Here is a 26,758-nt window from a genome sequence, read left to right as displayed (position 1 = left end):
TCTTAACCCGTCTCCAGCATCCCAAAACTCACGATTCGCGAGCGTCCCAGCTCTTTCGCCCGGTACAGGGCCACGTCCGCGGCGCGCAGCAGGTTGTCACTCTCGGCATGCGCAGGATAGCTGGCGATACCAATCGAGACATCCACCGGACCAATCTCGGTCAGCCCGTAGCGAAGCGACAGACCATGCACGTCGGTGTAAATCTTCAGGGCGCAGGCGTGCGCCTCTGCTTCGCCGGCACCGGGAAGCAGAACCAGAAACTCCTCGCCCCCGTAGCGGAACGCCAGCCCGCCGTCGTGCGCGGCCCGCTGAACAATCGACGCCACGTTTTTGATCACCTGATCGCCAGCCTCGTGGCCAAAGCGGTCGTTAATGCTCTTGAAGTGATCGATATCGACCATCATGCAGCTTAACGGCTCGCCGTTGCGCACGGCCTGCGTCATTTGCGTGTGCAGGGTGTCTTCCAGATGATGACGATTACGCAGGCCGGTAAGCGGGTCAAACAAGGCTTTTTCCAGCAGCGCGTCGCGCAGGCGCTGATTCGCCAGCGCCAGTCCGAGCGCCTCGGCCATCAGTTCCAGATACGCGCGTGCAGGGGCATTTTCCGGGGTGATGTTCTGGAACGAGAGCAACCCAATGGCCTCGCCCTGGGCGATAAGCGGTACGCACAGCGCGCTGTCCGCCTGTGACGCCGGGAGATGATAGCAGGCGACATCCGGCTCACCGTTAACCGGCGGGTGGCTCTGACCGCGACGCACGGCCCAGCACGCATCGGGGTGGAACGTGGTCTCATCATCTGCCGGTGAAAGCCACTGGGCGACGCAGCGCATTTGCCACGGATCGCGATCGAAAACGTAGATCCGGCCCGCTATCCCCGGCGCGATATTGGGCGCAAACTGCTCCGCCACGTTAATCACGTCTTTAAAATTTTCACACCCCTGCAGCCGCTGCGTCATGCGCGCCAGCAGCTCGCGGATGGCCCAGTCGGCATCGCGCTCTTTTTCCAGGCGCTGCCGCGCAAGGCCATTTTCGCGGAAGATGCGGATGGCCTGAGCCATATCGCCTATCTCATCAACCTGGGTGAAATTCGGGGGTTCGACGGCATAATCCTGTGATGCCAGACGGTGAACCACGTCGCTCAGGCGTACCACCGGACGCAGCACGCGGCGCTTGAGGATAAAGCCCATCACAAACAGGAAGAGCACGGCAGTCAGTCCGACCATCACCTCAGAAGCTGTACGAAGCGCTTTTGACGTTCTGGTGGCAGCCTGCACGTCGGCAATAATGCGTTTGTCCAGCAGCATGCGAAAGCGGTCGATATTACTCTGCGCCCGCTCTAGTTCCAGTTCATAACTTTTACCGAAGAGTAGCGCAACGGCTTGCTGTTCCTCGCCGCGGGCGATGCCGTCAATGGCTGCCTGCTGCTCATCCTGCAGTTCGTCAACAATCTTCAGTCCGTCATACAGCAGCGCCAGCTCCTCACCCGATGCCCCCGTGTTTTTGAGCTGTTGCAGCGTATGTTCAATATTCTTCAGTTCAGCTTCTTTTGCCTGATATTTTTCCAGCACATCAGGCTCTTTTTTGATGGCGTAAAGTCGCGCCAGATCAGAGAGCATCCAGGTGTCTATTTCAATCTCTTCCGTAAGCTGATCAAAGGTTTGTCGTTGTTTAACGGCCTCACGTTCTATGTTGTCGGCATGGGAAGCCATCAGCATGACGATGCCGGAGGCAATGGTCAGGCATACCGTGACCCCGTAAGCCCAGTTTGTGATCGTGGCGATTCGCACCTGATGGTTTCCTCTACGACAAAATGGAAAAGCGTACTTATCAAAGTATAGAAAACCTCTGATTCAGGGCGAAAAAAAAGGCGGCACAGTGCCGCCTTTCAGAACGCCCGTTATTACAAATCTGGAGAGTTTTTTCCCTCTTCGATGAAATCCGCGTCCAGCTCTTCGGCATTGCCCTCGTGATCGCGGCCGGAGAAGAGGTTCCAGCAGGCGATAAACAGCGCGGCAATGAGCGGCCCAATCACAAAGCCGTTAATGCCGTACAGCTCCATACCGCCGAGGGTAGTGATCAAAATCAGGTAGTCCGGCATTTTGGTGTCTTTCCCCACCAGCAGCGGACGCAGGATATTGTCCACCAGCCCGACAATAATCACGAAGAAGCCAACAATAAACAGCCCCTGCCAGAACTGGTGCGTGGCGAACAGGTAGATGGCGGCTGGCACCCAGACAATCGCCGAGCCGACGGCGGGGACCAGCGAGAGGAACGCCATCAGCGCGCCCCAGAGCACGCTGCCGTCGATGCCCGCGATGGCAAACGCGATCCCGCCGAGCGTGCCCTGAACGACGGCCACCACCGCCGTACCTTTCACCGTCGCCCGGGAGACGCCGACGAACTTGGCGAACAGGTGCTGTTTAACGAAATCAGACAGCGGCAGGGAGTCGAGGATCTGGCGCACCAGATACGGCCCATCCTTCAGCAGGAAGAACAGCAGATAAAGCATGATGCCGAAGCTAATCGCAAAGCCAAACGTCCCTTTGCCGATCAGGAACGCGCTGCCCGCCAGATACTGCCCGCCCTGCAGCGCGACGTCGGAGAGTTTTTTCTGAATCTGCGCCGCGTTGGTCAGGTTATGATCCGCCAGGAAGCCGCTGGCCCAGTCCGGGAGGTGGTTGAAGATGCTCGCCACCACTTCCGGGAATTGGGTGTTGTTCTCCTGAAGCTTCGTGTAAACCACGTTCAGCTCAATGGCGAGCGAGGAGAGGATCACCATCAGCGGGATGAAGACGATCAGGCAGATAATGCCAATCGTCAGCAGCGAGGCCAGCCCGTTGCGATCCCCCAGCGCGGCGCGCAATTTGTTTTTTACCGGGTTGAAAATGACGGTCAGAATAGCGGCCCACAGTATCGCGGAGAAGTAGGGCGACAGCACGTCGAAGAAGGCCCAGGTCACAAGGGCGAGAATGAAAATAAAGAAACCTTTGGTCAGTCCGTTAAAGCGCATCAGTCAGTCCTGGTTACTAAGAAACTGTGACGACTATAGAACCGATTGCGAGAATTACCAACCCGGCGGCCAGTGGAGCAATATCGCGGTATGAATTTAGCACTTTCGACTGACCGTAAATCGCACGCTCCCGCACCATGCTGTGAGTATCTGCTTGTGGAGGTGCTTATGGCCTGGCGTCCCATTCTTTATGTGATTCTCACAACCCACCCCAGACTCAGCGCGCGGCGCGCACGTTTGCGTCTGGTCATCTAGCTTTTTATTAACAATCGCGGTATAACACCTTCTTTGGATGTTTAGATGTCCATACGTATAGAAGGTAATATGCAAACACAACAAGAAAATGGACAGCTTAAGCGCACCATGAAAACACGCCACCTGATTATGCTCTCGCTGGGCGGCGTGATTGGGACAGGGTTATTCTTCAATACCGGATACATCATTTCCACCACCGGTGCGGCGGGCACGCTGCTGGCGTACCTGATCGGCGCGCTGGTGGTCTGGCTGGTGATGCAGTGTCTGGGCGAGCTCTCCGTGGCGATGCCGGAAACCGGCGCGTTCCACGTCTATGCCGCCCGCTATCTTGGCCCGGCGACGGGCTATACCGTGGCGTGGCTCTACTGGCTCACCTGGACGGTGGCGCTCGGGTCGAGCTTTACCGCCGCAGGGTTCTGCATGCAGTACTGGTTTCCGCAGGTGCCCGTCTGGGCGTGGTGCGTGGTCTTCTGCGTGGTGATTTTCGGCCTTAACGTCATCTCCACGCGCTTCTTTGCCGAAGGGGAATTCTGGTTCTCGCTGGTGAAGGTCATCACCATCATCGCCTTTATCATCCTCGGCGGGGCGGCGGTCTTTGGTTTCATCCCGATGCAGGACGGTTCACCCGCGCCGGGCTTAAGTAACCTCACCGCCGAGGGCTGGTTCCCGCACGGCGGCCTGCCGATCCTGATGACCATGGTGGCGGTGAACTTTGCCTTCTCCGGGACCGAGCTTATCGGCATCGCGGCGGGTGAAACCGAAAATCCGCACAAGGTCATTCCGGTTGCGATCCGCACCACCATCGCGCGGCTGATCATCTTCTTTATCGGCACCGTGTTTGTGCTGGCGGCGCTGATCCCGATGCAGCAGGCGGGCGTGGAAAAGAGCCCGTTCGTGCTGGTGTTTGAGAAGGTAGGCATTCCTTATGCGGCTGATATCTTTAACTTCGTGATCCTGACGGCGATCCTCTCGGCGGCGAACTCCGGGCTGTACGCGTCTGGCCGCATGCTGTGGTCGCTCTCGAATGAGAAAACGCTCCCGCGCTGCTTTGCCCGCGTGAACAAAAACGGCGTGCCGCTGACGGCGCTCTCGGTTTCCATGCTCGGCGGCGTGCTGGCGCTGTTCTCAAGCGTGGTGGCCCCGGACACGGTATTTGTCGCGCTCTCGGCCATTTCTGGCTTTGCGGTAGTGGCGGTGTGGATCAGCATCTGCGCGTCGCACTTCGTCTTCCGTCGTCGCCATCTGCAGTCCGGCCAGCCGCTCTCTGCGCTGCAGTACCGCGCGCCGTGGTATCCGCTGGTGCCGGTGCTCGGTTTTATCCTCTGCGTGGTGGCCTGCGTCGGCCTGTGGTTTGACCCCAGCCAGCGCATTGCCCTTTATTGCGGGCTTCCGTTCGTCGCCCTGTGTTATGGTGCCTACTATCTGACCCGAAATATGACATCGCAGGAGCCTGAACATGTCGCAGAATAATCCGCTTACCGCCATCTTTGAAAAACAGCCGTTTGTGGTGCTGGATGGCGCAATGGCAACGGAGCTGGAAGCGCGCGGCTGTAACCTTGCTGACAGCCTCTGGTCGGCCAAAGTGCTGGTGGAAAACCCGGATCTTATCCGCGAAGTGCATCTTGATTACTACCGCGCGGGCGCGCAGGTGGCGATCACCGCCAGCTACCAGGCCACGCCTGCGGGCTTTGCGGCACGTGGGCTGGACGAGGCGCAGTCCCGCGCGCTGATTGGCAAAAGCGTGGAGCTGGCGCGTAAGGCGCGCGAAGCGTACCTGGCGGAAAACCCGCACGCGGGCACGCTGCTGGTAGCGGGCTCCGTTGGGCCGTACGGCGCGTATCTGGCGGATGGCTCAGAGTATCGCGGCGACTACGTGCGCAGTGCCGAAGAATTCACAGAATTCCACCGCCCGCGCGTGGAGGCGCTGCTGGACGCGGGTGCAGACCTGCTGGCCTGCGAAACGCTGCCGTCGTTTACGGAAATAAAGGCGCTGGCCGCGTTGCTGACGGCGTATCCCCGCGCCCGGGCGTGGTTCTCCTTCACCCTGCGAGACAGCGAGCACCTGAGCGACGGCACGCCGCTGCGGGAGGTGGTTTCTTCTCTGGAGGGCTATCCGCAGGTTGTCGCGCTGGGCATCAACTGTATCGCGCTGGAAAACACCACGGCGGCGCTGAAGCAGTTGCAAAGCCTGACGCCGCTGCCGCTGGTGGTCTACCCGAACTCGGGCGAGCATTATGATGCGGTAACCAAAACCTGGCACCACCACGGCGAAGCGTGCGAGACGCTGGCGGGGTATCTGCCGCAGTGGCTGGCGGCGGGAGCGAAGTTAATCGGCGGATGCTGTCGCACCACGCCGAAGGATATTGCGGAGCTGAACGCGCAGCGCTGAGGTTTAATGCGAGCAGTGAACAATCCCCTCGCCCCTTTGGGGAGAGGGTTAGGGTGAGGGAAAAAACCAACCGCACAATACTGACTATCCTTTCCCGCTTTTTTTCTAAAAACGAATCGTCATTAGCGATTCTTTTTTATTCCTTTATCAAAATTCCCGCGCCGGAAATACTGCCCTCATAACAACAAGGGGAGCAGGCACTATGGCAATTTCATCGCGAATCACACTTCTCGGCGCGCTGGCGCTGTGGGCATTTCAGGCGCAGGCGGTGGACGTTACCGTTGCGTATCAAACCTCGGCGGAGCCGGCGAAGGTTGCGCAGGCGGACAACACCTTTGCGAAAGAGAGCGGCGCGAAAGTCGACTGGCGCAAGTTCGACAGCGGCGCGTCCGTCGTGCGTGCGTTAGCGTCCGGCGACGTGCAGATCGGCAATATCGGCTCCAGCCCGCTGGCGGTCGCGGCCAGCCAGCAGGTGCCGATTGAGGTTTTCCTGCTCGCCTCGCAGCTCGGTAACTCTGAAGCGCTGGTGGTGAAGAAAAACATCACCAAACCGGAAGACCTGATCGGCAAGCGCATCGCCGTGCCGTTTATCTCCACCACCCACTACAGCCTGCTGGCGGCGCTCAAACACTGGGGCATCAAGCCGGGCCAGGTGCAGATCGTCAACCTTCAGCCGCCGGCGATTATCGCCGCCTGGCAGCGCGGCGACATTGACGGGGCCTACGTGTGGGCGCCGGCAGTGAACGAGCTGGAAAAAGACGGCACCGTGCTGACCGACTCCGAAAAAGTGGGCCAGTGGGGCGCGCCGACCCTCGACGTGTGGGTAGTGCGCAAAGACTTCGCCGAGAAACATCCTGAGGTGGTGAAAGCCTTCGCCAAAAGCGCGATCGACGCCCAGCAGCCGTACATCAGCAATCCGGATGAGTGGCTGAAGCAGCCCGCCAACCTGGAAAAACTCTCCCGCCTGAGCGGCGTGCCGGAAGCGGACGTGCCGGGGCTGGTGAGGGGCAATACCTATCTGACCCCCGCGCAGCAGGTGCAGCAGCTGAACGGGCCGGTGAGCAAAGCGATTGTGGATACCGCCACCTTCCTGAAAGAGCAGGGCAAAGTGCCCGCGGTGGCGGCGGATTACAGCCAGTACGTCACCGACCGCTTTGTGAAATAAGGAGTCCGTCATGCTGAACATTACGAACCTGTATGCCGATTACGGTGGTAAACCCGCCCTGGAGGACATCAACCTGACGCTGGGCAGCGGTGAACTGCTGGTGGTGCTCGGCCCGTCCGGCTGCGGAAAAACCACGCTGCTGAATCTGATCGCCGGGTTTGTACCGTATCAGCACGGCACCATTCAGCTGGAAGGCAAAAAGGTGGAGGGCCCAGGCGCCGAGCGCGGCGTGGTCTTCCAGAACGAAGGATTACTTCCCTGGCGCAACGTGCAGGAAAACGTGGCGTTTGGGCTCCAGCTTGCGGGCATCAATCGCGAACAGCGGCTGGCAACCGCGCGGGCGATGCTGAAAAAAGTGGGGCTGGACGGGGCGGAAAAACGCTTTATCTGGCAGCTTTCCGGCGGCCAGCGTCAGCGCGTCGGGATCGCCCGCGCGCTGGCGGCGAATCCGCAGCTGTTGCTGCTGGACGAGCCGTTCGGGGCGCTGGACGCCTTTACCCGCGAGCAGATGCAAACCCTGCTGCTGCGCCTGTGGCATGAGACGGGCAAGCAGGTGCTGTTAATTACCCACGATATCGAAGAGGCGGTGTTTATGGCGACGGAGCTGGTGCTGCTCTCACCGGGGCCGGGGCGCGTGCTGGAGCGTTTGCCGCTGGATTTCGCCCGTCGCTACGTCGCGGGAGAACCCGTGCGCAGCATCAAATCCGATCCGCGGTTTATTGAGCAGCGTGAATACGTCTTAAGCCGCGTGTTCGAACAGCGGGAGGCCTTCTCATGAGCATCGTCTTCAGTGAAAAAACGCGCCGCACGCGTCCGGCGCTGCGCTGGCCGTTCTCGCGCCCGCTCGCGTTGAGCGTCGGCACGCTGCTGGTGCTGCTGGCGGCGTGGTGGGCGGTTGCGGCCCAGCAGTGGGTCAGCCCGCTGTTTCTGCCGCCGCCGGGGCAGGTGCTGGCGAAACTCATCACCATCGCCGGGCCGCAGGGCTTTATGGACGCTACGCTCTGGCAGCATCTCGGCGCAAGCCTGACGCGCATTCTGGTGGCGCTGCTGGCGGCGGTGGTTATCGGTATCCCGGTCGGGATCGCGATGGGCCTAAGCCCGACGGTGCGCGGCATTCTCGACCCGCTGATTGAGCTTTACCGCCCGGTGCCGCCGCTGGCCTATTTGCCGCTGATGGTGATCTGGTTCGGCATTGGCGAAACGTCAAAAATTCTGCTGATTTATCTGGCGATTTTCGCGCCGGTTGCCATGTCGGCGCTGGCGGGCGTGAAGAGTGCCCAGCAGGTGCGCATTCGTGCGGCGCAGTCGCTGGGCGCCAGCCGCACGCAGGTGCTGCTGTTCGTGATTTTACCCGGCGCGCTGCCGGAGATTTTAACCGGGCTGCGCATCGGCCTCGGCGTAGGCTGGTCCACGCTGGTGGCGGCAGAGCTGATCGCCGCCACGCGAGGATTAGGGTTTATGGTGCAGTCGGCGGGGGAGTTCCTGGCGACTGACGTGGTGCTGGCAGGGATTGCGGTGATTGCCGCGATCGCCTTCGGATTAGAACTGGGGCTGCGCGCGCTACAGCGCCGCCTGACGCCCTGGCATGGAGAAATACAATGAGTGAACGACTGACCATCACCCCGCTGGGGCCGTACATTGGCGCGCAGGTGTCGGGCCTGGATGTGACCCGCCCGCTGAGCGACAACCAGTTTGAGCAGCTGTACCACGCGGTGCTGCGCCATCAGGTGGTTTTCCTGCGCGAGCAGGCAATCACCCCGCAGCAGCAGCGCGCGCTGGCGTTGCGTTTTGGCGACCTGCATATTCACCCGGTCTATCCGCATGCGGAAGGGGTGGAGGAGATTATCGTTCTGGATACCCACAACGATAACCCGCCGGACAACGACAACTGGCACACCGACGTGACCTTTATCGAAACGCCGCCCGCCGGGGCGATTCTGGCGGCGAAGCTGCTGCCGGAAACCGGCGGCGATACGCTGTGGGCCAGCGGGATTGCGGCGTTCGAGGCGCTCTCTGCGCCGTTCCGGACGCTGCTGAGCGGCCTGCGGGCGGAGCACGACTTCAAAAAATCGTTCCCCGAATACAAATACCGTAAAAGCGAAGAGGAACATCAGCGCTGGCTGGAGGCGGTGGCGAAACATCCGCCGCTGCTGCACCCGGTGGTGCGGACCCATCCGGTCACGGGCAAGCAGGCGCTGTTTGTGAATGAAGGATTCACAACGCGCATTGTGGACGTGGCGGAAAAAGAGAGCGAGGCGCTGTTAGGTTTCCTGTTCGCGCATATCACTAAGCCGGAGTTTCAGGTGCGCTGGCGCTGGCAGGAGAACGACCTGGCGATCTGGGATAACCGCGTGACGCAGCACTATGCCAATGCGGACTATCTGCCGCAGCGAAGGATTATGCAGCGGGCGACGATTTTGGGGGATAAGCCGTTTTATCGTGCGGCTTGAACCCCTCACCCTAACCCTCTCCCCAAAGGGGCGAGGGGACTGTACGGTGCGGTTTTCACCTTCTGCACAAAGGGCAAGGGGCTGTGTGGTGCGGTTTTCACCCTCTCCCTTTCAGGGAGAGGGCTGGGGTGAGGGTGTTAAATGCGCCTCAATATACCGCTGATAGCGGTTCGCCTTCAGGTAACACAAATCCACCAGCACCAGGCCGTCGACGCAGTTGTTGAACGCCGGGTCGCTGCCAAAATCAATAAACTGCACGCCGCCGGGCTCGCACAGCTCGGAATACTGTTTGTAGAGCGGCGGAATGCCGCAGCCCAGATTGCCGAGCAGGGATTTCAGCTTCGTCAGGTCATCCACGTAGTCCACGCCGCCAAACTGCGCGAGCACGTCCGGTAACGACGCCGGATACGGCTGACGTGACGCGGCTAGCGGATGCGTCGCAGGGAACCACAGGCGGTAAAAGGCGACCAGCAGATCCCGCGCCGCAGGCGGTAAGCCGCCGGAGATGGAGACGGGGCCAAACAGGTAGCGATAGTGTGGGTAACGCGCCAGATAAGCCCCGATGCCGGACCACAGATAGTCCAGACCGCGACGCCCCCAGTAGCGCGGCTGAATAAAGCTGCGCCCCAGCTCAATGCCGTGCTCCAGCACGTCCTGCATTTTGTCGTCGTAGTGGAACAGGCTGTAGCTGTACAGCCCGTCAACGCCGCGTTTTTCCAGCTGCATGGCCGTCGGCATAAAGCGATACGCGCCGACGATCTCCAGATCCGCTTCATCCCAGAGGATCAGGTGCAGATAATCGTCGTCGTAGCTGTCGGTGTCCCGGCGTTTCCCGCTCCCTTCCTCCACCGCGCGAAACGCAATCTCGCGCAGGCGGCCCAGCTCGCGCAGAAGCGGCGCCTCTTCCTGCCCGTTGCGCTGCCACAGGTAGATGGTTTTGCCGTCGCTGGTTTTACCCAGACACTCGGCCTGCGCCAGCTCGCGTTTCAGGGTGGCCCGGTCTTCCGGACGGGCGATGGCGCACTGGGTTTTGAAGACGCCAGGCAATCCCTTGCCAAGACGTATCACGTGCTGACGGCACTGCTCGGCCATCTCACGCGACGAAAGGGTGGCGCTATGCCAGTGATGCCAGGCGATCTGCTGGCCGATTTTAATCGGCAGCTGGCTGTGGCGGCGGCGGAACATCTGCTGCATCAGCAGCAGCATCGACAATGTCGGCGACACCAGCGTGCTGGCATAAAAGAGCAGGCTGTTGTGCGCCTGAATATGCACCGGCAGCAGCGGGGCGCGCAGCTTGCTGGCGAGTTTGATAAAGCCGGAGTGCCATTTTTTATCGCGAATGCCTTTGCGCGTGGGGCGTGAAACTTCTCCCGCCGGGAAGAAGATCAGCACGCCCGCGTTTTGCAGATGCTGCTCCATCTGAACCAGAGACGATTTCGCCGTCCTGCCGCCCATATTGTCCACCGGAATAAACAGCGAACTGAGAGGCTCAAGGTGGGTCAGCATCCGGTTGGTCACGACTTTAACGTCGCGTCGCACGCGGGAGACGGCGTACATCAGCGCCAGCCCGTCCAGCGTGCCTGTCGGGTGGTTGGCAATAATGACCAGCGGGCCATGTTCGGGGATTTGTTCGAGATCGCGGGCGGAAACGGTGCAGAGAATATCAAGGTGCTCCAGAACTTGCTCCACCATATCCAGTCCTTTCAGGTGGCGGTGAGCGGCGGCAAACTGCTGGAACTCTTCTTCGTAAAACAGCCTTTTTAACAGACTTTTTTGCCAGGGTGCAGGCCTCGCCTGAGGCCAAAGATCGTCGAGAACGCTATCGAGGCTAAACATGATTACTCCTCCTGCCGTCTTGCGAAGACAGTAGAAGGAGCAGATGTCGGTTGTATTGCAGTTTGGTGAAGATTATCGGAGGATTTTTTTCTCGGCCAGATCCAGCGCGAAGTAGCTGAAGATCAGATCCGCGCCCGAGCGTTTGATCGCGCCCAGGCTTTCGAGGATCACCTTCTCTTCGTCGATTGCCCCGGCCAGCGCGGCGAATTTGATCATCGCGTATTCACCGCTCACCTGGTAAGCCCCCAGCGGCAGTTCGGTGCGCTCGCGGATGTCGCGCAGGATATCGAGATACGCGCCAGCCGGTTTTACCATCAGGCAGTCTGCGCCCTGGGCCTCATCAAGCAGGGATTCACGAATCGCTTCCCGGCGGTTCAGCGGGTTCATCTGGTAGGTCTTACGATCGCCCTTCAGCGCCGTACCCGCTGCTTCACGGAACGGGCCGTAGAAGGAGGAGGCAAACTTGGTGGAGTAGGACATGATGGCGGTGTCGGTAAAGCCTGCCGCGTCCAGCGCCTGACGGATCGCCTGTACCTGTCCGTCCATCGCCGCAGACGGCGCGATGAAGTCCGCACCCGCAGCGGCAGCCACGACCGCCTGCTTGCCAAGGTTCAGCAGGGTGGCATCGTTGTCTACGCCGTGATCGCACAGCACGCCGCAGTGGCCGTGGGAGGTGTATTCGCAGAAGCAGGTGTCGGACATGACCACCATCTCCGGCACGGTCTCTTTGCAGATGCGGGACATGCGGGCCACGAGGCCGTCTTCTTTCCAGGCATCGCTGCCGGTCGCGTCGGTATGATGGGAGATGCCGAAGGTCATCACCGAGCGGATCCCCGCGTTGGCGATGCGTTCGATCTCGCGCGCCAGGTATTTTTCAGGAATGCGCATCACGCCCGGCATGGCTTCGATGGCTTTGTAGTCATCAATCTCTTCTTCAACAAAAATCGGCAACACCAGATCGTTTAAGGTCAGTGTTGTCTCTTCAAACATAGCGCGCAGTGCAGGTGATTTGCGCAGGCGGCGGGGACGTGCAATTAAATCGGTCATGGTATGCCTGATGTTTGTGGAACAAAGAAGGTTAGTGTACCTCAAAGTGAAGTGAGGTGTTTTACTAAAGTGGGCATTTTGATACCGTCTAATGCAGCCTGTCTATGATTGCCTCTGAATTATATATAGTTAACCAATCCTGCGGAATGTCGGTTCGAATTATTGATGTTAATTCTATTACGAAGGGAATATATAAATAACAATGATCTGTTTATAAAATTTATATCACCTTTGCTTGTTTTGTTTATTTTGACTTTTTTCTTTATAGTATTTGTATTTAGCGCTCCTTTTCTCTCGTTTTACTTCTGCTGTTTGTCTGGATACGGACTTAAATGAATCATTCATTGAACCTTTTCTGATTGAAACTGCATAATTCCCTCCGCAATTAAACATTGCTAATTGATTTACGGACAAACATGCTTACGTCCCTGAGGAGGGATGACCCAATGCAAACATGGAAAAAGAAACTGGTTGTATCTCAACTTGCATTAGCTTGTACGCTGGCTATCGCTTCTCAGGCTAATGCGAAAGATATTTCCGGTACAACATATAATACGTTTGGATATGATAATACCGCATCTACGCCATGGTATTATGGTTACGCAGACTGGGATTACTCGGATGCCGCCCATGATGGCGACATTTATCCTGTCGTGAATAAATCAACCGTTAACGGGGTTATTTCAACGTACTATCTGGATGATGGTGCCAATGGCCATGCAAATGCCTTGAGTATTTCCAACAGCACTATTAACGGCATGATTACGTCAGAATGTATGACCCCGGCGTGCTCAGGTGGCGTGGATGCTGACGGTACCAATCATACACAGTACGATCGTTTTAGCCTGACGGTGGATAATTCCACCATTAACGATACCTACGAACATTACGCGTATGATGTCGTTAACGGCGAAACCACTGAAACGGATTATCTGGACACCTACGGTCTGGGTAACGCAATCACCCTGGATGTTGAGTCTGATATCGTTATTCAGAACAATTCCCACGTAGCGGGTATCACGCTGACGCAAGGTTATCAGGAACTGGATAACACGCCATACGATGGTACTGAAGGTGTGGCAGACAACAGCAAAGTCTTTACCGATACGCTGGTGGTGAAAGACTCTGTGCTGACCTCCGGCGCGTACAGCGATCTGGGCACCAGCGGGTTCTATGGTCAAACCGCGAAGCCGAGCGACTACGGTGAAACGAACGCCACGGCCATGGATGACGCGGCGCTGATCGTTGCAGCCAGCGCGTCCGATAACGCCATGCAGACCACCGCCACCTTCGATCACTCCACCGTGACGGGTGATATTCTTTTCTCGAGCACCTTCGATAACAACTTCTACGAGAATGGCGATCCGGCAACGGACACCACAGACGATGGCGTCTATAACCCAACCACCAACGGCTGGGATGGCACCGATAAGCTGGACGTCACGCTGACCAACGGCACTAAGTGGGTCGGTGCGGCGCAGTCCAGCGTTGAAGCTATCAGCACATCGCAGATGTACGGTCAGGGTTACAGCAACGTTGACTGGCACGCTCTGTCCCCGAACAGCATCTGGCCTGATTCTACCTTCGACAGCAACGGTCACGTTGCGGGTGAAGACGTTTATCAGAGTGGCCTGTTCAACGTGGCGCTGGATAATGGTTCCGAGTGGGATACCCGTAAGGCCTCTAACATCGACGCGCTGACGGTCAATAACCAGTCGCAGGTCAATGTTGAAAACTCAGGCCTGCTGGCGGATTCCGTCACCCTGACCAATGCGTCTGGCCTGAATATCGGCGACAGCGGAGCCGTGGCTACCGACAGCCTGTATCTGGACAGCTATAGCCGTGCAGCGCTGACTGAAGAGACAGCAGAGCTGTATGCCAACACCATTACCGTAGACAACGGTGCAGAGCTGGCGCTGGGTATGGGTCAGGTTGATACGCACCATATGGTGCTGACCGATGGCGGCGTGCTCAACGTCGCGAGCCGCGATTATGTGCTGAACAGCGACCTGGGCAACGCACGCTATATCACCAACGATCGCTACAGCGCGGAGTATGACTACGGCGTTGTCGCGCTGAACTCCGACGGTCATCTGGCGGTGAATGGTGACGTTGCCGGTAACTACAAGGTGCGCATCGACGATGCAACCGGCGCTGGTTCAGTTGCCGACTACAAAAACAAAGAGATCGTTCGCGTCTACGACAATAACGCAGATACCGCAGCCAGCTTTACTGCCGCAAACAAAGCTGATTTAGGTGCTTATACCTATCAGGCGCAGCAGGAGGGGGATTCCGTTGTTCTTCAGCAGGAAGAGCTGACTGACTACGCCAACATGGCGCTGAGCATTCCTTCTGCCAACACCAACATCTGGAATCTCCAGCAGGATACCGTGAGTACGCGTCTGACCAATAGCCGTCATGGCCTGGCAGACAACGGCGGCGCGTGGGTGAGCTATTTCGGCGGCAACTTTGACGCGGATAACGGCACCGTCAGCTACGATCAGGACATAAGCGGCATTATGGTCGGTCTGGATACGCAGATTGACGGTAATAATGCGAAGTGGATCGTCGGTGGTGCAGCAGGTTTTGCGAAAGGCGATATCAGCGATCGTACGGGTCAGGTCGATCAGGACAGCCAGACGGCGATGATCTACGCGTCGGCGAAGTTCATGAACGACCTCTTCCTGGACAGTTCCCTGAGCTACACCCGCTTCAACAACGAACTCTCAGCCACGATGAGCAACGGTCAGTATGTTGATGGTGATACAACGTCTGACGCTGTTGGCTTCGGGATGAAGCTGGGCTATGACTGGAAACCAAACCTGTCAGGCTATATTACCCCTTATGCGGCGATTTCCGGCCTGTTCCAGTCTGGAGATGACTATCAGTTAAGCAACGATATGCGTATCGACGGCCAGTCTTACGACAGCATGCGTTATGAGCTTGGTATGGATGCGGGTTACACCTTCAACTACGGCGGGGAACAGGCGCTGACCCCGTACTTCAAGCTGGCTTACGTCTATGACGATGCTGACAATAATGCTGATATCAACACTGACAGCATTGATAACGGCGTCGAAGGCTCTGCGGTTCGCGTGGGGCTGGGCACCCAGTTCAGCTTCACGAAAAACTTCAGTGCTTACACTGATGCGACTTATCTGGGCGGCGGCGACGTTGACCAGAACTGGGGAGCAAACCTGGGTGTGAAATATACCTGGTAAAGAGAAAGCGCGGGGGATTTTTCCCCCGCTTTTTTATATGGTTTAAAAATAATAAAGAACCGACAGATACAGATGCTTTGAGGTATGCATGAACGTTAATGCGAAACCACTTTCTGAATTAAGCCGGCTCGCAAAATCTCTGGAAGTCGCCGGTACCCCCTTTAAGATCGAACCACAGCAATTAATAACAACCGGCAATAATGATGATGAGCCGTTTACTTTTGTAATACAGTCTGGACTTACCGCTGTTCACCGGAAATCTGATGAACTTCTGATGGGCATTGCGCAGGCACCTTTTATCTATGGTTTGAACGCATGGATAAATGATAGTTATCTGGAATATTCCAGGATGGCACACACCCCCTGTTCTGGATTTTATTTACCGGCTTCTGCCACGCGTCAACTTATTCAGCAAGATCATCTCTGGCAGGATGCTTTCTGCTGGGTGTCATGGATTAACCATATTCTGGGCAAACGTGACCTGCAGCTGGTGGGAAATAACTCTTATAGTCAGATCCGGGCGATGTTGATCAATATGGCCGAGTGGGATGACTCGCTGCGCTCGAAAATTGGCGTTATGAATCATATTCAGCGTAGCACCCGTATTTCACGCTCGGTTGTTGCAGAAGTCCTGGCTGCGCTGCGGCAGGGGAATTACATCAATATGAGCCGGGGCAAGCTGGTCAGCATCAACCGCTTGCCCACGGAGTATTAAGATCAGTTAGACGCGGTAAGCACCTGGGCTTTATTGGCGCTCAGTTCGGCCACCAGGTTATTAATGCCGTCACTCATATTAACGAAGCGCGTGTTCGGAGAACGGGTGACCACCACAAACGCGCCCACGTTGGACTGCGGAATCATTGCCATGTAGGTGATGAAACCGCCGCCGCCGCCGGTTTTCTGAATAATGCCCGGACGGCCATTTTTCGGCGCCATATAGACCCAGCCCAGGCCGAGCGCATCGGCTTTACCCGGCACGTCCATCCCGATGACGCGGTGCAGCTGAGTACGCTGATAGATGAGGGTCTGCATACGATCGGCCTGGCTGCTGCGGGAGTAGAAATCCGAAGAAAGGAACTGCTGCATCCAGCGCATCATGTCGCCAGGGGTGGAATAGACCCCGCCGCTGCCCACGGCCGCCAGCGTGTTGTTACACGGGCTTGCGCCTTTCTCTGCCACCATCAGGCGTTTGCACTGGTCCGGGGAAGGGGTAAAGGTGGTGTCTTTCATGCCCAGCGGACGCGTGATCTGCTCTTCAAACAGCTGCGGGTAAGGTTTGCCCGCTGCCGCTGAGAGCGCATCCGCCAGCAGATCGAACGCCAGGTTCGAGTAAGAGGCCTGCGAGCCCGGGGCGGATTTCAGCGTGGCGGTGCTCAGGTAGTTCCAGCGCTGCTGGCGCGTTGGCCAGACAAAAACGTCGCGGTGCGCCGCGCCGCCCGGCTGTTCGCGGGGCAGAGCGCTGGTGTGCGTCGCGAGGTTAACAAGGCGAATTGGCGTGCCCTGATACGTCGGCACGCGGGCTCCCGGCGGGGCGTATTTGCTGAGCGGATCGTCGAGCTTCACCACGCCCTGGTCGAGCAGCTTCACCAGCATTTCACTGGTCATCAGCTTGGTTAAGGACGCAACGCGCACAACGGAATCCAGCTGCGGGCGAACGTTATTACCTGGACGCGTTTCACCAAAGCTGCGGAAAACGCGCTGGTTGCCGTCGATGACCACCATTGCCATCCCGGTCGCGCCGCTGCCGTAATAGATAAGATTCGCGTAGCGATCGGCAATATCTGAAGCCAAAACGGGCGCCGTCAGCGGCTGGGCTGCCTGGGCGGTGGAGAAGCTCACCGCACACAGCGCGGCAAAAGAGAGCAGACAACGTTTCAACGAAAAGCATCCATGAAGTGAATGAGGAAAGTAATGGGTATTTATACTACTAATCGGCACCGTGCAATGCCCCGAATAGCATAACCATAGCGAGAAAAACGTAACCATGGGTAAATATGAAGAATTTCCCTGCGAGCGCTCTCCCATTTTGTGACATCGGGCTTATGATAGGCACCAGTGTTACTCAATCTTGCGGAGAACGGTATGTCTGAAAAGCGTGTGGTAATGGTGGTTGATATGCAGAACGGGGTGTTTGAAACCCCGCGTCATCAGCGCGAGAAGTGTGTCTCTTTGATCAACCAGCTTACGCAGGCTGCCGACACGGTGATTTTTATTCAGCATGCCGAGGCCGGGGGGCTGGAAGAGGGAAGTGACGGGTTTGCATTGCTGCCTGAACTCTATCAACCTGCTGGCGCGCTGTACGTGACCAAGACCGCCTGTGATGCTTTTTACGACACCACGCTTGAAGCGCTGTTACGCGAGCAGGGCATTCGCGAGTTTGTCATCTGCGGGTGCGCCACCGATTACTGCGTTGACGCCACGGTCAAGAATGGCGTCAGCCGCGGTTACCACATTACCGTGGCGGAAGATGCCCATACCACCGCCAACCGCCCGGCTGCCGAAGCACAGATCCTGATTAACCACCACAACGACGTCTGGCGAAACTTCATTGCGCCGGCGAACCCTGTCGCGGTGAAACGCACCGAAACAATTCTCGAAAACTGGAAAGCGAACTAATAATCAACCCACGGGTCTGACCTTTTTGCCCGAGCCGGGAGACCGGCTCGGGCAAGGTATTCGTGTGGTAATGTGTTGAGCACAGCAACAACCATAACAACAAGAAGGAAGTATCATGTTTAAGTCTTTTTTCCCAAAGCCGGGGCCTTTTTTCCTGTCGGCATTTATTTGGGCACTGATCGCCGTCGTGTTCTGGCTGGCGGGCGGCGGTGCATGGCTGACGCGCATCGCGGGGGCAACAGGCGAGGTGCCGATTAGCGCGGCGCGCTTCTGGTCGTTAAGCTATCTGCTGTTTTATGCCTATTACGCGCTGTGCGTCGCGCTGTTTGCGCTGTTCTGGTTTAATTATTCCCCTCATCGCTGGCAGACGTGGTCCATTCTGGGAACGTCGCTGATTATTTTTGTCACCTGGTTTCTGGTCGAAGTGAGCGTAGCCATTAACGCGTGGTATGCCCCGTTCTACGATCTCATCCAGAAAGCGCTGAGCGCCCCTAACCGGGTGCCAATCGGCGAGCTTTACAATCAGTTAAAAATTTTTATGGGCATTGCGATGATCGCCGTCACCGTGGCGGTGCTGAATAATTTCTTCGTCAGCCATTACGTCTTTCGCTGGCGTACGGCGATGAACGAATTCTACATGACCCACTGGGAGCGTCTGCGCCATATTGAAGGCGCTGCTCAGCGCGTTCAGGAAGACACCATGCGTTTCGCGTCAACGCTTGAGGATATGGGCGTCAGCCTGCTTAATGCCATCCTGAAACTGTTTGCGTTCTTACCGATTCTGGTTGCGCTTTCTCCCCATATTTCAGCCTTGCCGATTGTCGGACATTTACCGTACGGCCTGCTCATCCCGGCGCTGATTTGGTCGCTTATGGGCACAGGCCTGCTCGCCGTCGTCGGGATTAAGCTGCCGGGCTTAGAGTTTAAGAATCAGCGTGTGGAAGCGGCCTATCGTAAGGAACTGGTCTACGGAGAGGATGACCCAACGCGCGCTGCACCCCCGACGATTAAAGAGCTGTTCCGCAACGTCCGTTTCAACTATTTCAGGCTCTATTTCCACTACATGTATTTCAATATTGCCCGTATTTTCTATCTGCAGGTCGATACTGTTTTTGGACTATTCCTGTTGTTCCCGTCTATTGTTGCGGGAACAATCACGCTGGGCTTACTGACCCAGATTACCAACGTGTTCGATCAGGTCAGAAACTCGTTCCAGTATCTGATCAACTCCTGGACTACGCTGGTGGAGCTGATGTCCATCTATAAACGTCTGCGCAGCTTTGAACATGAGCTGGACGATCGGGATCTGCAGGAAGTCACCAACACATTTAGCTAATACAGGGAGTTGCTATGTCTTTTGCCGTACCGCGTGCGTTACCGCTGTCCTTGCTGGCTGCCCTCGTTCTGGCGGGCTGTGCCGAAAAAGGCGCTGCTCCGCTTAAAAAGGGCGAGAAGCCCGTGGATGTCGCAAGCGTTGTGCGGCAAAAAATGCCCGCCAGCGTGAAGGATCGCAGTGCGTGGGCCGATGCGCTGGCAAAAACCTTCGAAAGCCAGAAGATTGCCCCCACCGAGGAGAATATCTGCTCGGTGCTGGCGGTGGCGCAGCAGGAGTCGATGTACCAGTCAGACCCGGTGGTGCCGGGTCTCAACAAAATCGCCTGGAAAGAGATCGACCGCCGCGCGGAATCGATGCATATCCCGGTGTTCCTCGTGCATACCGCGCTGAAAATCACCTCGCCAAACGGCAAAAGCTACAGCGAACGGCTGGACACGGTGAAAACCGAAAAACAGCTCAGCGCCATCTTTGATGATTTCATTAACATGGTGCCGATGGGGCAGAAGCTGTTTGGCTCACTGAACCCGGTTCATACCGGCGGCCCGATGCAGGTGAGCATTGCGTTTGCCGAGAAGCATACCGACGGCTACCCGTGGGAAATTGACGGTACGGTGCGCCAGGAGGTCTTCTCCCTGCGCGGCGGGCTGTGGTTCGGCACCTATCATCTACTGAACTATCCGGCGAACTACAGCGAGCCCCTGTACCGCTTCGCAGACTTTAACGCGGGCTGGTATGCCAGCCGTAACGCGGCGTTTCAGAGCGCGGTCAGCCGCGCAAGCGGCGTCAAGCTGGCGCTGGACGGCGATCTTATCGCCTACGGCAGCAGCGAGGCGGGAAGCACCGAGCGGGCGATCCGGAAATTATCGACAGCGCTTGATATGAGCAACAGCGACATTCGCCGTCAGCTTGAGAAAGGCGACAGCCTGGCATTTGAGAAAACGGATCTCTACAAGAAGGTGTTTGCCCTTGCAGAGAAGAAGAGTGGGAAAACGTTACCGAGGGCTGTCCTGCCGGGGATCCAGCTGGAAAGCCCGAAGATCACGCGTAACCTGACCACCGCATGGTTCGCAAAACGCGTGGACGATCGCCGGGCTCGCTGTATGGGGCTTTAATGGCGGCGACGAAAGCGCAGGACGAGCGCGACAACGCCTAAAATCATACACCCCGCGAGGAAGGGCACGAGGCCAAACAGCGTGCTCACGCCAAACCCGATTTCAACCCGCGGGCGTCCGTTATCCTGCACCTGCATCAGGTGTTCATAAACGCCCGGCGCGTGCACCAGCATATTAAGCAGCTGGGAGCCAGCCCAGAAGCAGAACAGGACAAACAGGGCATACGCGATATTACCCGCCGTGGAGGTTTTTGGTTTGCCGCCAAAAATAGGTTTCGACAATGTAAAGTCAGCCATGTTGACCTCCCGAAATATCACTCTGTTTTAATACGCGTCTTACGGGGTGAGTTTGACAGGTCAACGCATTTGTCAATATCAGAATCGTGGTAATTTTCGCTCAGGATTTCTCCTGGATTGTTGATTTCTGCAGCATGTCACAATTTGTTAACTTAAATGAAACTGCGCCGCATTTCAGAATTTCCGCATCTGCCACAGACCTGGCGGTAAAACTGTGAGAGGATGTCTTTTTTCCCTGCCGGAGTTGTTATGAAGCTCACGTCCAAACTTCGCCGTGACTGGCACTACTACGCCTTTGCTATCGGGCTGATCTTTATTCTTAACGGCGTCGTGGGGCTGTTGGGATTTGAAGCAAAAGGCTGGCAAACCTATGCCGTGGGTCTGGTGACCTGGGTAATCAGTTTCTGGCTGGCAGGGTTGATTATCCGCCGCCGTCCGGAAGAGACGACAGCGGAGGAGACGGCTAAGGGTGCCGATTAACCGTTAACGGAACTTTTCAGGGCGCTGTCGGCGGCGTGACGCTCCAGCGCCAGTTCGATCAGGCGGGTGATCAGCTCAGAGTAGCCAAGCCCGCTGGCCTGCCACAGTTTTGGATACATGCTGATATTGGTGAAACCCGGCAGCGTGTTGATTTCATTGATCACGACCTCGTTCTCCGGCGTCAGGAACACGTCCACGCGCGCCATGCCGCTGCAGCCGAGCGTCTGATAGGCGTGAATGGCGATCGTCCGGATCTTATCGTTGATGGCCGGATCGATATCCGCAGGAACAACAACCTGGGCGCCTTTATCATCAATGTATTTGGTGTCGTACGAGTAGAAGTCGCTGTTTAAGACCACTTCACCGCAGGTGCTGGCCTGTGGAAAATCGTTGCCCAGCACCGCGCACTCAATTTCTCGGCCTTTGATCCCCTGCTCAACCACCACTTTATGGTCGAACTCGAACGCCAGACGGACGGCTTGCGTGAACTCTGCTTCGGTGGTGACTTTGCTGACCCCCACGGAGGAGCCCTGGTTGGCTGGCTTCACAAACAGCGGCAGGCCCAACTCAGCGCTAATCTGCGCGAAGCTGTGCTTGTCGCGGTTGGCGCGGGTGAGGGTCACGAATGGCGCAATATTCAGCCCGGCATCGCGCAGCAGGCGTTTGGTGACGTCTTTGTCCATGCAGGCGGCGGATCCCAGCACGTCCGAGCCCACGAACGGCAGGTTAGCCATGCGTAACATCCCCTGCAGGGAACCGTCTTCGCCGAGGGTGCCGTGCACGATAGGGAAGACCACGTCGATCTGGGCGAGAGCCTGCGCGTTGCCGGCGTTGATAAGCTGTCCCTTCACAACGCCGGGTACGGTGGCGACGCTAATTTCCGAAGGATTAAGGGCAATGTGTGCCGGATCGTGGGCATTCAGCAGATACTGGCTGGCATCGTTAACGTGCCACTGGCCCTGTTTATCAATGCCCAGCAGCACCACGTCGAAACGGCTTTTATCGATCGCATCGACGATATTTTTAGCCGATTGCAAGGACACCTCGTGCTCCGCTGATTTTCCCCCAAAGACAATACCTACGCGCTGCTTTGCCATCTCACTCTCTTCCAGTCTGACGAAAAGCCAATAACATACCACGATGCCCTGCGGGTTTCGCGGCCTTCTGCCATAATGTTTTGGGGAACAGTGAGGGGGGAGAGTGAAAGGAAAAACGCTGCTGACCATTTTCATCCTTGGAGCAATCGCAACGGCGGGCTACCGCTGGTTGCCGTCTCACTACAACCCTTTCACGCCGCTGAACCTGGACGACCCGCCAGGCCGTATTACCCAGTATAAGCTGCGGCGCTTAACGCCCGAAGCCTGCGCGAGCCTGTTAGCACAGGCTAATCAAAAAAACCTGATCCGCACCCAGGCGGTCGCTGACAGCGGCGGGGAATGCCCGCTGAACAACGTCGTGCGCGTGCGTGACTTCGGCCCGGTGAGCCTGAACGGCAGTTTTCTTGCCAGCTGTCCGCTGGCGCTCAGCTCAGCCCTGTTCGTCAGCCAGCAGGCCCGGCCACTGACCAAACGCTTTACCGGCAGTGAACTGACGCGCATTGAGCACCTCGGCAGCTTTGCCTGCCGCAATATCTACCACCGGCCCGATGCGCGGCGCAGCGAGCATGCCACGGCAGAGGCGCTGGATATCGCCGCTTTTCGGCTGGCGAACGGAGAGCGCGTTACGGTACTGAACGGCTGGAAATCGGCAAAAACGCAGCCCTGGCTTAAGGCTCTGCTGGCGGCAAGCTGCGGCTACTACGGAAACGGTCTTGGGCCGGAATATAACGCGGCGCACGCCAGCCACTTTCATCTGGGAATGCGCGGCTTTGGTCTCTGCCGTTGAAGCATAATCTTCCGCCAGAAAATGGATGAATTGTGACTTGTTTCACAAATATGATGACTGGGAAGATAAAACACCAAAGTCAGCGAGGCCGCATCTCTGGTGCGACGTTAAGGCGCGTAACTTGCTAATCTGACGGCGAATTCGCCTAAAAATGAAGACTATTTCTGTATGGAATCCTGGAAAGTTAATCTTATCTCGGTCTGGTTCGGCTGCTTCTTCACCGGGCTTGCCATCAGCCAGATCCTGCCGTTCCTGCCGCTGTACGTGTCACAGCTGGGGGTCACCTCCCACGAAGCGCTCTCCATGTGGTCCGGGCTGACGTTCAGCGTCACGTTTCTGGTCTCCGCCATTGTCTCTCCGATGTGGGGCAGCCTGGCGGATCGGAAAGGGCGCAAGCTGATGCTGCTGCGCGCCTCCCTCGGGATGGCGATTGCTATTCTGCTCCAGGCCTTCGCCACCAACGTCTGGCAGCTGTTTTTCCTGCGGGCGGTGATGGGGCTGACGTCCGGGTATATTCCCAACGCCATGGCGCTGGTTGCCTCTCAGGTGCCGCGCGAGCGCAGCGGCTGGGCGCTGAGTACGCTTTCCACCGCCCAGATCAGCGGCGTTATCGGCGGCCCGCTGCTGGGAGGCTTTCTGGCTGACCATGTCGGTCTGCGCGCGGTATTCATCATCACCGCAATCCTGCTGGTGATCAGCTTTCTGGTTACGCTCTTTCTTATCAAGGAGGGTGGCCGCCCCGTTATCAGTAAATCTGAGCGCCTGAGCGGCAGGGCCGTCTTCGCCTCGCTGCCTTACCCCGGACTCGTGATTAGCCTGTTTGTCACCACCATGGTGATCCAGCTCTGCAACGGTTCGGTCGGCCCGATTCTGGCGCTGTTTATCAAGTCGATGGAGCCGGACAGCAATAATATCGCCTTTCTCAGCGGCATGATCGCCGCCGTGCCGGGCGTCTCCGCGCTGATCTCTGCCCCGCGTCTGGGAAAACTGGGCGACAGGATCGGCACGGCGCGCATCCTGATGGCGACGCTGATTTTTGCGGTGGTGCTCTTTTTCGCCATGTCGTTTGTTACCTCTCCGCTTCAGCTGGGCGTGCTGCGGTTTTTACTCGGCTTTGCGGATGGCGCTATGTTGCCGGCCGTACAGACACTGCTGGTCAAATATTCCAGCGACCAGGTCACGGGGCGTATTTTTGGCTATAACCAGTCGTTTATGTATTTAGGCAACGTTGCCGGTCCGCTTATTGGTGCATCCGTTTCTGCAATGGCGGGTTTTCGCTGGGTATTTGCCGCGACGGCGATTGTCGTTTTAATCAATATTATCCAGCTGGCTATTGCCCTGCGTCGCCGCAGACAAATAGCGGAAGCGAAATCGGCGAAATAATCATTGCCAGATGTATTATATATTCTTATGGTAGCCGCATTTTTATATAACAAAATGCGGCGTTTTTTTATAGAAAAACGTTTCGCTGAAAAGATCGCTGCGCTAATTTGGCGGCAATGTCACTTTTGCATAAGATAATACTTTTCTCCGCTTTGCATATTTCATTCCTGGTGTTAATTTCAGAGGAAATCCCATAAGGAAATAGCACGATGAAAAATCTCATTGCTGAGTTGCTGGTTAAGCTTGCACAAAAGGAAGAGGAGTCGAAAGAGCTGGTCGCCCAGGTCGAAGCGCTGGAAATTGTTGTCACCGCGCTGCTGCGGCAGATGGCAACATCTGACCAGCAGGCGTTAATCGATAGCATCGAAGGGGCGCTGGATAAGGCGCGGCCCGATACCCAGGTTCCGCCAGAGGATGCCGAGTTGCTGCAGCAATACGTAAAGAAGCTGTTGAGGCATCCGCGCAGTTAAGCCGTTACTGACATGTCATAGGATTGTCATGCAGGATGCCTGAGTCGCTCTGTTTTATTTTTGTATTTATACATGAAGTAATTAAATTGAAACAGAGCGCGCTTTTTATCGCGTTACATCCCCTGTTAATTACCCCGGCCATTTATGCCGATACCGCCAATTCCTGCGCGCTGGATCTGAAGTGATAAATTCCCGGCGTAAATCACATCAGCCGGGTGGTTTTTTTCCCGTCACGAACCAGACTTACAGGGAATGTTCACAAAAGGATGGTGCAATGAAAACAACATTACTGGTTACTCTGCTCTCCGGCCTGTTCCTGATCTCCTCGGCGAACGCGGAAGAAAAAACATTAACGCCGCAACAGCAACGCATGACCACCTGTAATCAACAGGCGACGTCCCAGAGTCTGAAGGGGGATGCACGTAAAACCTACATGAGCGACTGCCTGAAAAACGGCGCCGCGAAACCCGGTGAAAAAAGCCTGACGCCGCAGCAGCAAAAAATGCGCGAGTGTAATGCGAAAGCGACCGAGCAGTCCCTTAAGGGCGACGATCGCAGCAAGTTCATGAGTGCCTGCCTGAAGAAAAAAGTGTAGTTCTAACGGGTGAGCGGCTCCGGCGGCTCACCCGAAATTTCATACTTTCCCCGCAGACCCCCTCTCTATAATTTGGGAAAATGTTTCAGAATATTCCCAAAAATGATGAATGATGACGTTTATTACAATAAAAAGCGCATTCGGGGAGAGTGGAGTTTAACCTTTTCTCAGGATGATCCTCACCGTACCGGCATCCAGTTTGCCAGGCGAGCCCGGCTGGCCCGCGTTGTCGGGCTGGCGGCGATGTTTTTCCCGGTGGCGGAGATGCTGGTCAGCCGTTTTTTACCCGGCGGCTGGTGGTTGTTGCTGGTGGGGTGGGCATTCGTCTGGCCGCACTTTGCCTGGCAGCTATCCTGCCGCGCCGCCTCACCTCATCAGCAGGAAACTTTTAACCTCAAGATGGATTCCGTTATCGCCGGGGTCTGGATTGGCGTGATGGGAATTTATGCGTTACCTGCGGCAGCGCTGGTGATGATGGTGGGAATAAATATGATGGGCTCAGGCGGCTGCCGTCTGTTTATTTCGGGAATGGCGCTCACCGCGCTTTCCGTGCTGGTCACATTACCCCTCGTTGGCAGCGCGGTGCCCTTTAATCCGGGGGTGCTGGAGTGGGGCTTAACGCTTCCCATCCTTATGCTTTATCCCATGCTGTTTGCCTGGCTTAGCCATCGAACGGCCGTCAGGCTGGCGGAACATAAGCGGCGGCTGGAAATGATGAGCACCCGTGACGGTATGACCGGGGTCTTTAACCGCCGACATTGGGAGATACTGCTGCGCAATGAATTTGAGCACTGTCGCCGGAGCCACTGCACCGCCACGATATTGCTGATTGATATCGACCACTTTAAAAACATCAACGATACCTGGGGGCACGACGCAGGCGACAAGGCCATCGTGGCCATCACCCGCCAGCTTCAGATGTCGGTACGGTCGGGCGATGCGATAGGCCGGTTTGGCGGGGATGAGTTCGCGGTGATTATGTCCCAGACTGCCGCTGAAAGCGCCATCGCCGTCATGTCGCGGGTTCACGCGCGGCTGGAAACGCTGTCGTTACCGTGCGCGCCGAAAGAGCCTCTGCGCATCAGCGTGGGCGTGGCTCCCTGGGGGCCGCAGTTTGTGCACTATCGGGAATGGCTGAAGGCGGCAGATGTGGCGCTGTACAAGGCGAAAAATGCCGGGCGCGGCCGCACCGAAGTGGCCGCCTGACGCCCGG

The 26,758-nt window shown here is 57.0% G+C and carries 24 protein-coding genes; 17 read left to right on the top strand and 7 right to left on the bottom strand.

The window, feature by feature from the left end; genetic code table 11:
* Positions 1-2: 2 nt before the first annotated feature.
* Positions 3-1,787 carry a diguanylate cyclase gene (locus UTO39_RS13560; protein WP_320727378.1) on the bottom strand — a complete coding sequence of 595 codons (1,785 nt, stop codon included), beginning with the start codon at positions 1,785-1,787 and terminating at the stop codon, positions 3-5.
* 113 nt (positions 1,788-1,900) lie between these two features.
* The gene (locus UTO39_RS13555) at positions 1,901-3,010 is read right to left on the bottom strand and encodes an AI-2E family transporter (protein WP_320727377.1); all 1,110 of its coding nucleotides are present in this window, start codon (positions 3,008-3,010) and stop codon (positions 1,901-1,903) included.
* Positions 3,011-3,334: 324 nt separating this feature from the next.
* Here UTO39_RS13555 and mmuP point away from each other — a divergent pair, with 324 nt between their 5' ends.
* The 6 genes from mmuP (at position 3,335) to tauD (ending at position 9,269) form a co-directional block, all read left to right on the top strand.
* Entirely contained in the window at positions 3,335-4,735 is a 1,401-nt protein-coding gene (gene mmuP / locus UTO39_RS13550; RefSeq protein ID WP_041911121.1) for an S-methylmethionine permease, read from the top strand.
* Positions 4,722-5,654, top strand: a complete 933-nt coding sequence (gene mmuM, locus UTO39_RS13545; protein ID WP_320727376.1) for a homocysteine S-methyltransferase — start codon at positions 4,722-4,724, stop codon at positions 5,652-5,654. Before mmuP ends, mmuM begins: the two co-directional genes overlap by 14 nt.
* Positions 5,655-5,856: 202 nt before the next feature.
* Positions 5,857-6,819: a taurine ABC transporter substrate-binding protein gene (gene tauA, locus UTO39_RS13540; protein ID WP_320727375.1), complete on the top strand. Its 963-nt coding sequence runs from the start codon at positions 5,857-5,859 to the stop codon at positions 6,817-6,819.
* 10 nt (positions 6,820-6,829) lie between these two features.
* Positions 6,830-7,597, top strand: a complete 768-nt coding sequence (gene tauB, locus UTO39_RS13535; RefSeq protein WP_061099082.1) for a taurine ABC transporter ATP-binding subunit — start codon at positions 6,830-6,832, stop codon at positions 7,595-7,597.
* A complete protein-coding gene (gene tauC / locus UTO39_RS13530) occupies positions 7,594-8,421 on the top strand; it encodes a taurine ABC transporter permease TauC (RefSeq protein WP_253540876.1) in 828 nt (275 codons plus the stop codon). Before tauB ends, tauC begins: the two co-directional genes overlap by 4 nt.
* Positions 8,418-9,269 carry a taurine dioxygenase gene (tauD, locus tag UTO39_RS13525; RefSeq protein WP_320727374.1) on the top strand — a complete coding sequence of 284 codons (852 nt, stop codon included), beginning with the start codon at positions 8,418-8,420 and terminating at the stop codon, positions 9,267-9,269. Before tauC ends, tauD begins: the two co-directional genes overlap by 4 nt.
* A 111-nt stretch (positions 9,270-9,380) precedes the next feature.
* On the opposite strand, the gene UTO39_RS13520 is transcribed toward tauD, so the two are convergent.
* Entirely contained in the window at positions 9,381-11,105 is a 1,725-nt protein-coding gene (locus UTO39_RS13520) for a lysophospholipid acyltransferase family protein (protein ID WP_320727373.1), read from the bottom strand.
* Between the two features lie 72 nt (positions 11,106-11,177).
* The gene (hemB, locus tag UTO39_RS13515; protein ID WP_061099078.1) at positions 11,178-12,152 is read right to left on the bottom strand and encodes a porphobilinogen synthase; all 975 of its coding nucleotides are present in this window, start codon (positions 12,150-12,152) and stop codon (positions 11,178-11,180) included.
* A 446-nt stretch (positions 12,153-12,598) separates the two neighbouring features.
* On the opposite strand from hemB, the gene UTO39_RS13510 reads away from it, so the two are divergent.
* Together UTO39_RS13510 and UTO39_RS13505 are read left to right on the top strand one after the other, a co-directional pair.
* Positions 12,599-15,373 carry an autotransporter outer membrane beta-barrel domain-containing protein gene (locus tag UTO39_RS13510; protein ID WP_320727372.1) on the top strand — a complete coding sequence of 925 codons (2,775 nt, stop codon included), beginning with the start codon at positions 12,599-12,601 and terminating at the stop codon, positions 15,371-15,373.
* An 88-nt stretch (positions 15,374-15,461) separates the two neighbouring features.
* Complete coding sequence (locus tag UTO39_RS13505) at positions 15,462-16,088, top strand: helix-turn-helix domain-containing protein (protein ID WP_320727371.1); 627 nt, start codon at positions 15,462-15,464, stop codon at positions 16,086-16,088.
* Positions 16,089-16,090: 2 nt separating this feature from the next.
* Here UTO39_RS13505 and ampH read toward each other — a convergent pair whose 3' ends face one another.
* Positions 16,091-17,251: a D-alanyl-D-alanine-carboxypeptidase/endopeptidase AmpH gene (ampH, locus tag UTO39_RS13500; protein WP_061099077.1), complete on the bottom strand. Its 1,161-nt coding sequence runs from the start codon at positions 17,249-17,251 to the stop codon at positions 16,091-16,093.
* Between the two features lie 204 nt (positions 17,252-17,455).
* Here ampH and UTO39_RS13495 point away from each other — a divergent pair, with 204 nt between their 5' ends.
* The 3 genes from UTO39_RS13495 (at position 17,456) to UTO39_RS13485 (ending at position 20,437) form a co-directional block, all read left to right on the top strand.
* Complete coding sequence (locus tag UTO39_RS13495) at positions 17,456-17,989, top strand: isochorismatase family protein (protein WP_253540883.1); 534 nt, start codon at positions 17,456-17,458, stop codon at positions 17,987-17,989.
* A gap of 115 nt (positions 17,990-18,104) precedes the next feature.
* Positions 18,105-19,325 carry a peptide antibiotic transporter SbmA gene (gene sbmA, locus UTO39_RS13490; protein ID WP_320727370.1) on the top strand — a complete coding sequence of 407 codons (1,221 nt, stop codon included), beginning with the start codon at positions 18,105-18,107 and terminating at the stop codon, positions 19,323-19,325.
* Between the two features lie 14 nt (positions 19,326-19,339).
* The gene (locus UTO39_RS13485; protein WP_061099074.1) at positions 19,340-20,437 is read left to right on the top strand and encodes a DUF1615 domain-containing protein; all 1,098 of its coding nucleotides are present in this window, start codon (positions 19,340-19,342) and stop codon (positions 20,435-20,437) included.
* On the opposite strand, the gene UTO39_RS13480 is transcribed toward UTO39_RS13485, so the two are convergent.
* Positions 20,434-20,733 carry a DUF2755 family protein gene (locus tag UTO39_RS13480; RefSeq protein WP_014882725.1) on the bottom strand — a complete coding sequence of 100 codons (300 nt, stop codon included), beginning with the start codon at positions 20,731-20,733 and terminating at the stop codon, positions 20,434-20,436. The two genes, UTO39_RS13485 and UTO39_RS13480, sit on opposite strands and share 4 nt — an antisense overlap.
* Positions 20,734-20,982: 249 nt before the next feature.
* On the opposite strand from UTO39_RS13480, the gene UTO39_RS13475 reads away from it, so the two are divergent.
* Positions 20,983-21,213 carry a DUF2754 domain-containing protein gene (locus tag UTO39_RS13475; RefSeq protein WP_028012119.1) on the top strand — a complete coding sequence of 77 codons (231 nt, stop codon included), beginning with the start codon at positions 20,983-20,985 and terminating at the stop codon, positions 21,211-21,213.
* Here UTO39_RS13475 and ddlA read toward each other — a convergent pair.
* Entirely contained in the window at positions 21,210-22,310 is a 1,101-nt protein-coding gene (ddlA, locus tag UTO39_RS13470) for a D-alanine--D-alanine ligase (protein ID WP_253540886.1), read from the bottom strand. The genes UTO39_RS13475 and ddlA overlap by 4 nt on opposite strands.
* Positions 22,311-22,413: 103 nt before the next feature.
* Here ddlA and UTO39_RS13465 point away from each other — a divergent pair, with 103 nt between their 5' ends.
* The 5 genes from UTO39_RS13465 (at position 22,414) to adrA (ending at position 26,751) form a co-directional block, all read left to right on the top strand.
* Positions 22,414-23,097: an extensin family protein gene (locus UTO39_RS13465; protein ID WP_320727369.1), complete on the top strand. Its 684-nt coding sequence runs from the start codon at positions 22,414-22,416 to the stop codon at positions 23,095-23,097.
* Between the two features lie 168 nt (positions 23,098-23,265).
* Entirely contained in the window at positions 23,266-24,480 is a 1,215-nt protein-coding gene (locus UTO39_RS13460; RefSeq protein WP_192983487.1) for a multidrug efflux MFS transporter, read from the top strand.
* Positions 24,481-24,689: 209 nt separating this feature from the next.
* Positions 24,690-24,950 carry an anti-adapter protein IraP gene (gene iraP / locus UTO39_RS13455; RefSeq protein ID WP_061099070.1) on the top strand — a complete coding sequence of 87 codons (261 nt, stop codon included), beginning with the start codon at positions 24,690-24,692 and terminating at the stop codon, positions 24,948-24,950.
* A gap of 274 nt (positions 24,951-25,224) precedes the next feature.
* Complete coding sequence (gene psiF / locus UTO39_RS13450; RefSeq protein WP_041911105.1) at positions 25,225-25,545, top strand: phosphate starvation-inducible protein PsiF; 321 nt, start codon at positions 25,225-25,227, stop codon at positions 25,543-25,545.
* Positions 25,546-25,647: 102 nt separating this feature from the next.
* Positions 25,648-26,751: a diguanylate cyclase AdrA gene (adrA, locus tag UTO39_RS13445; RefSeq protein WP_320727368.1), complete on the top strand. Its 1,104-nt coding sequence runs from the start codon at positions 25,648-25,650 to the stop codon at positions 26,749-26,751.
* Positions 26,752-26,758: the final 7 nt, after the last annotated feature.

Source organism: Enterobacter sp. 118C5 (assembly GCF_034107645.1).
GTDB classification, from domain to species: Bacteria; Pseudomonadota; Gammaproteobacteria; order Enterobacterales; family Enterobacteriaceae; genus Enterobacter; species Enterobacter nematophilus.
This window is presented reverse-complemented; position numbering and strand designations above follow the sequence as displayed.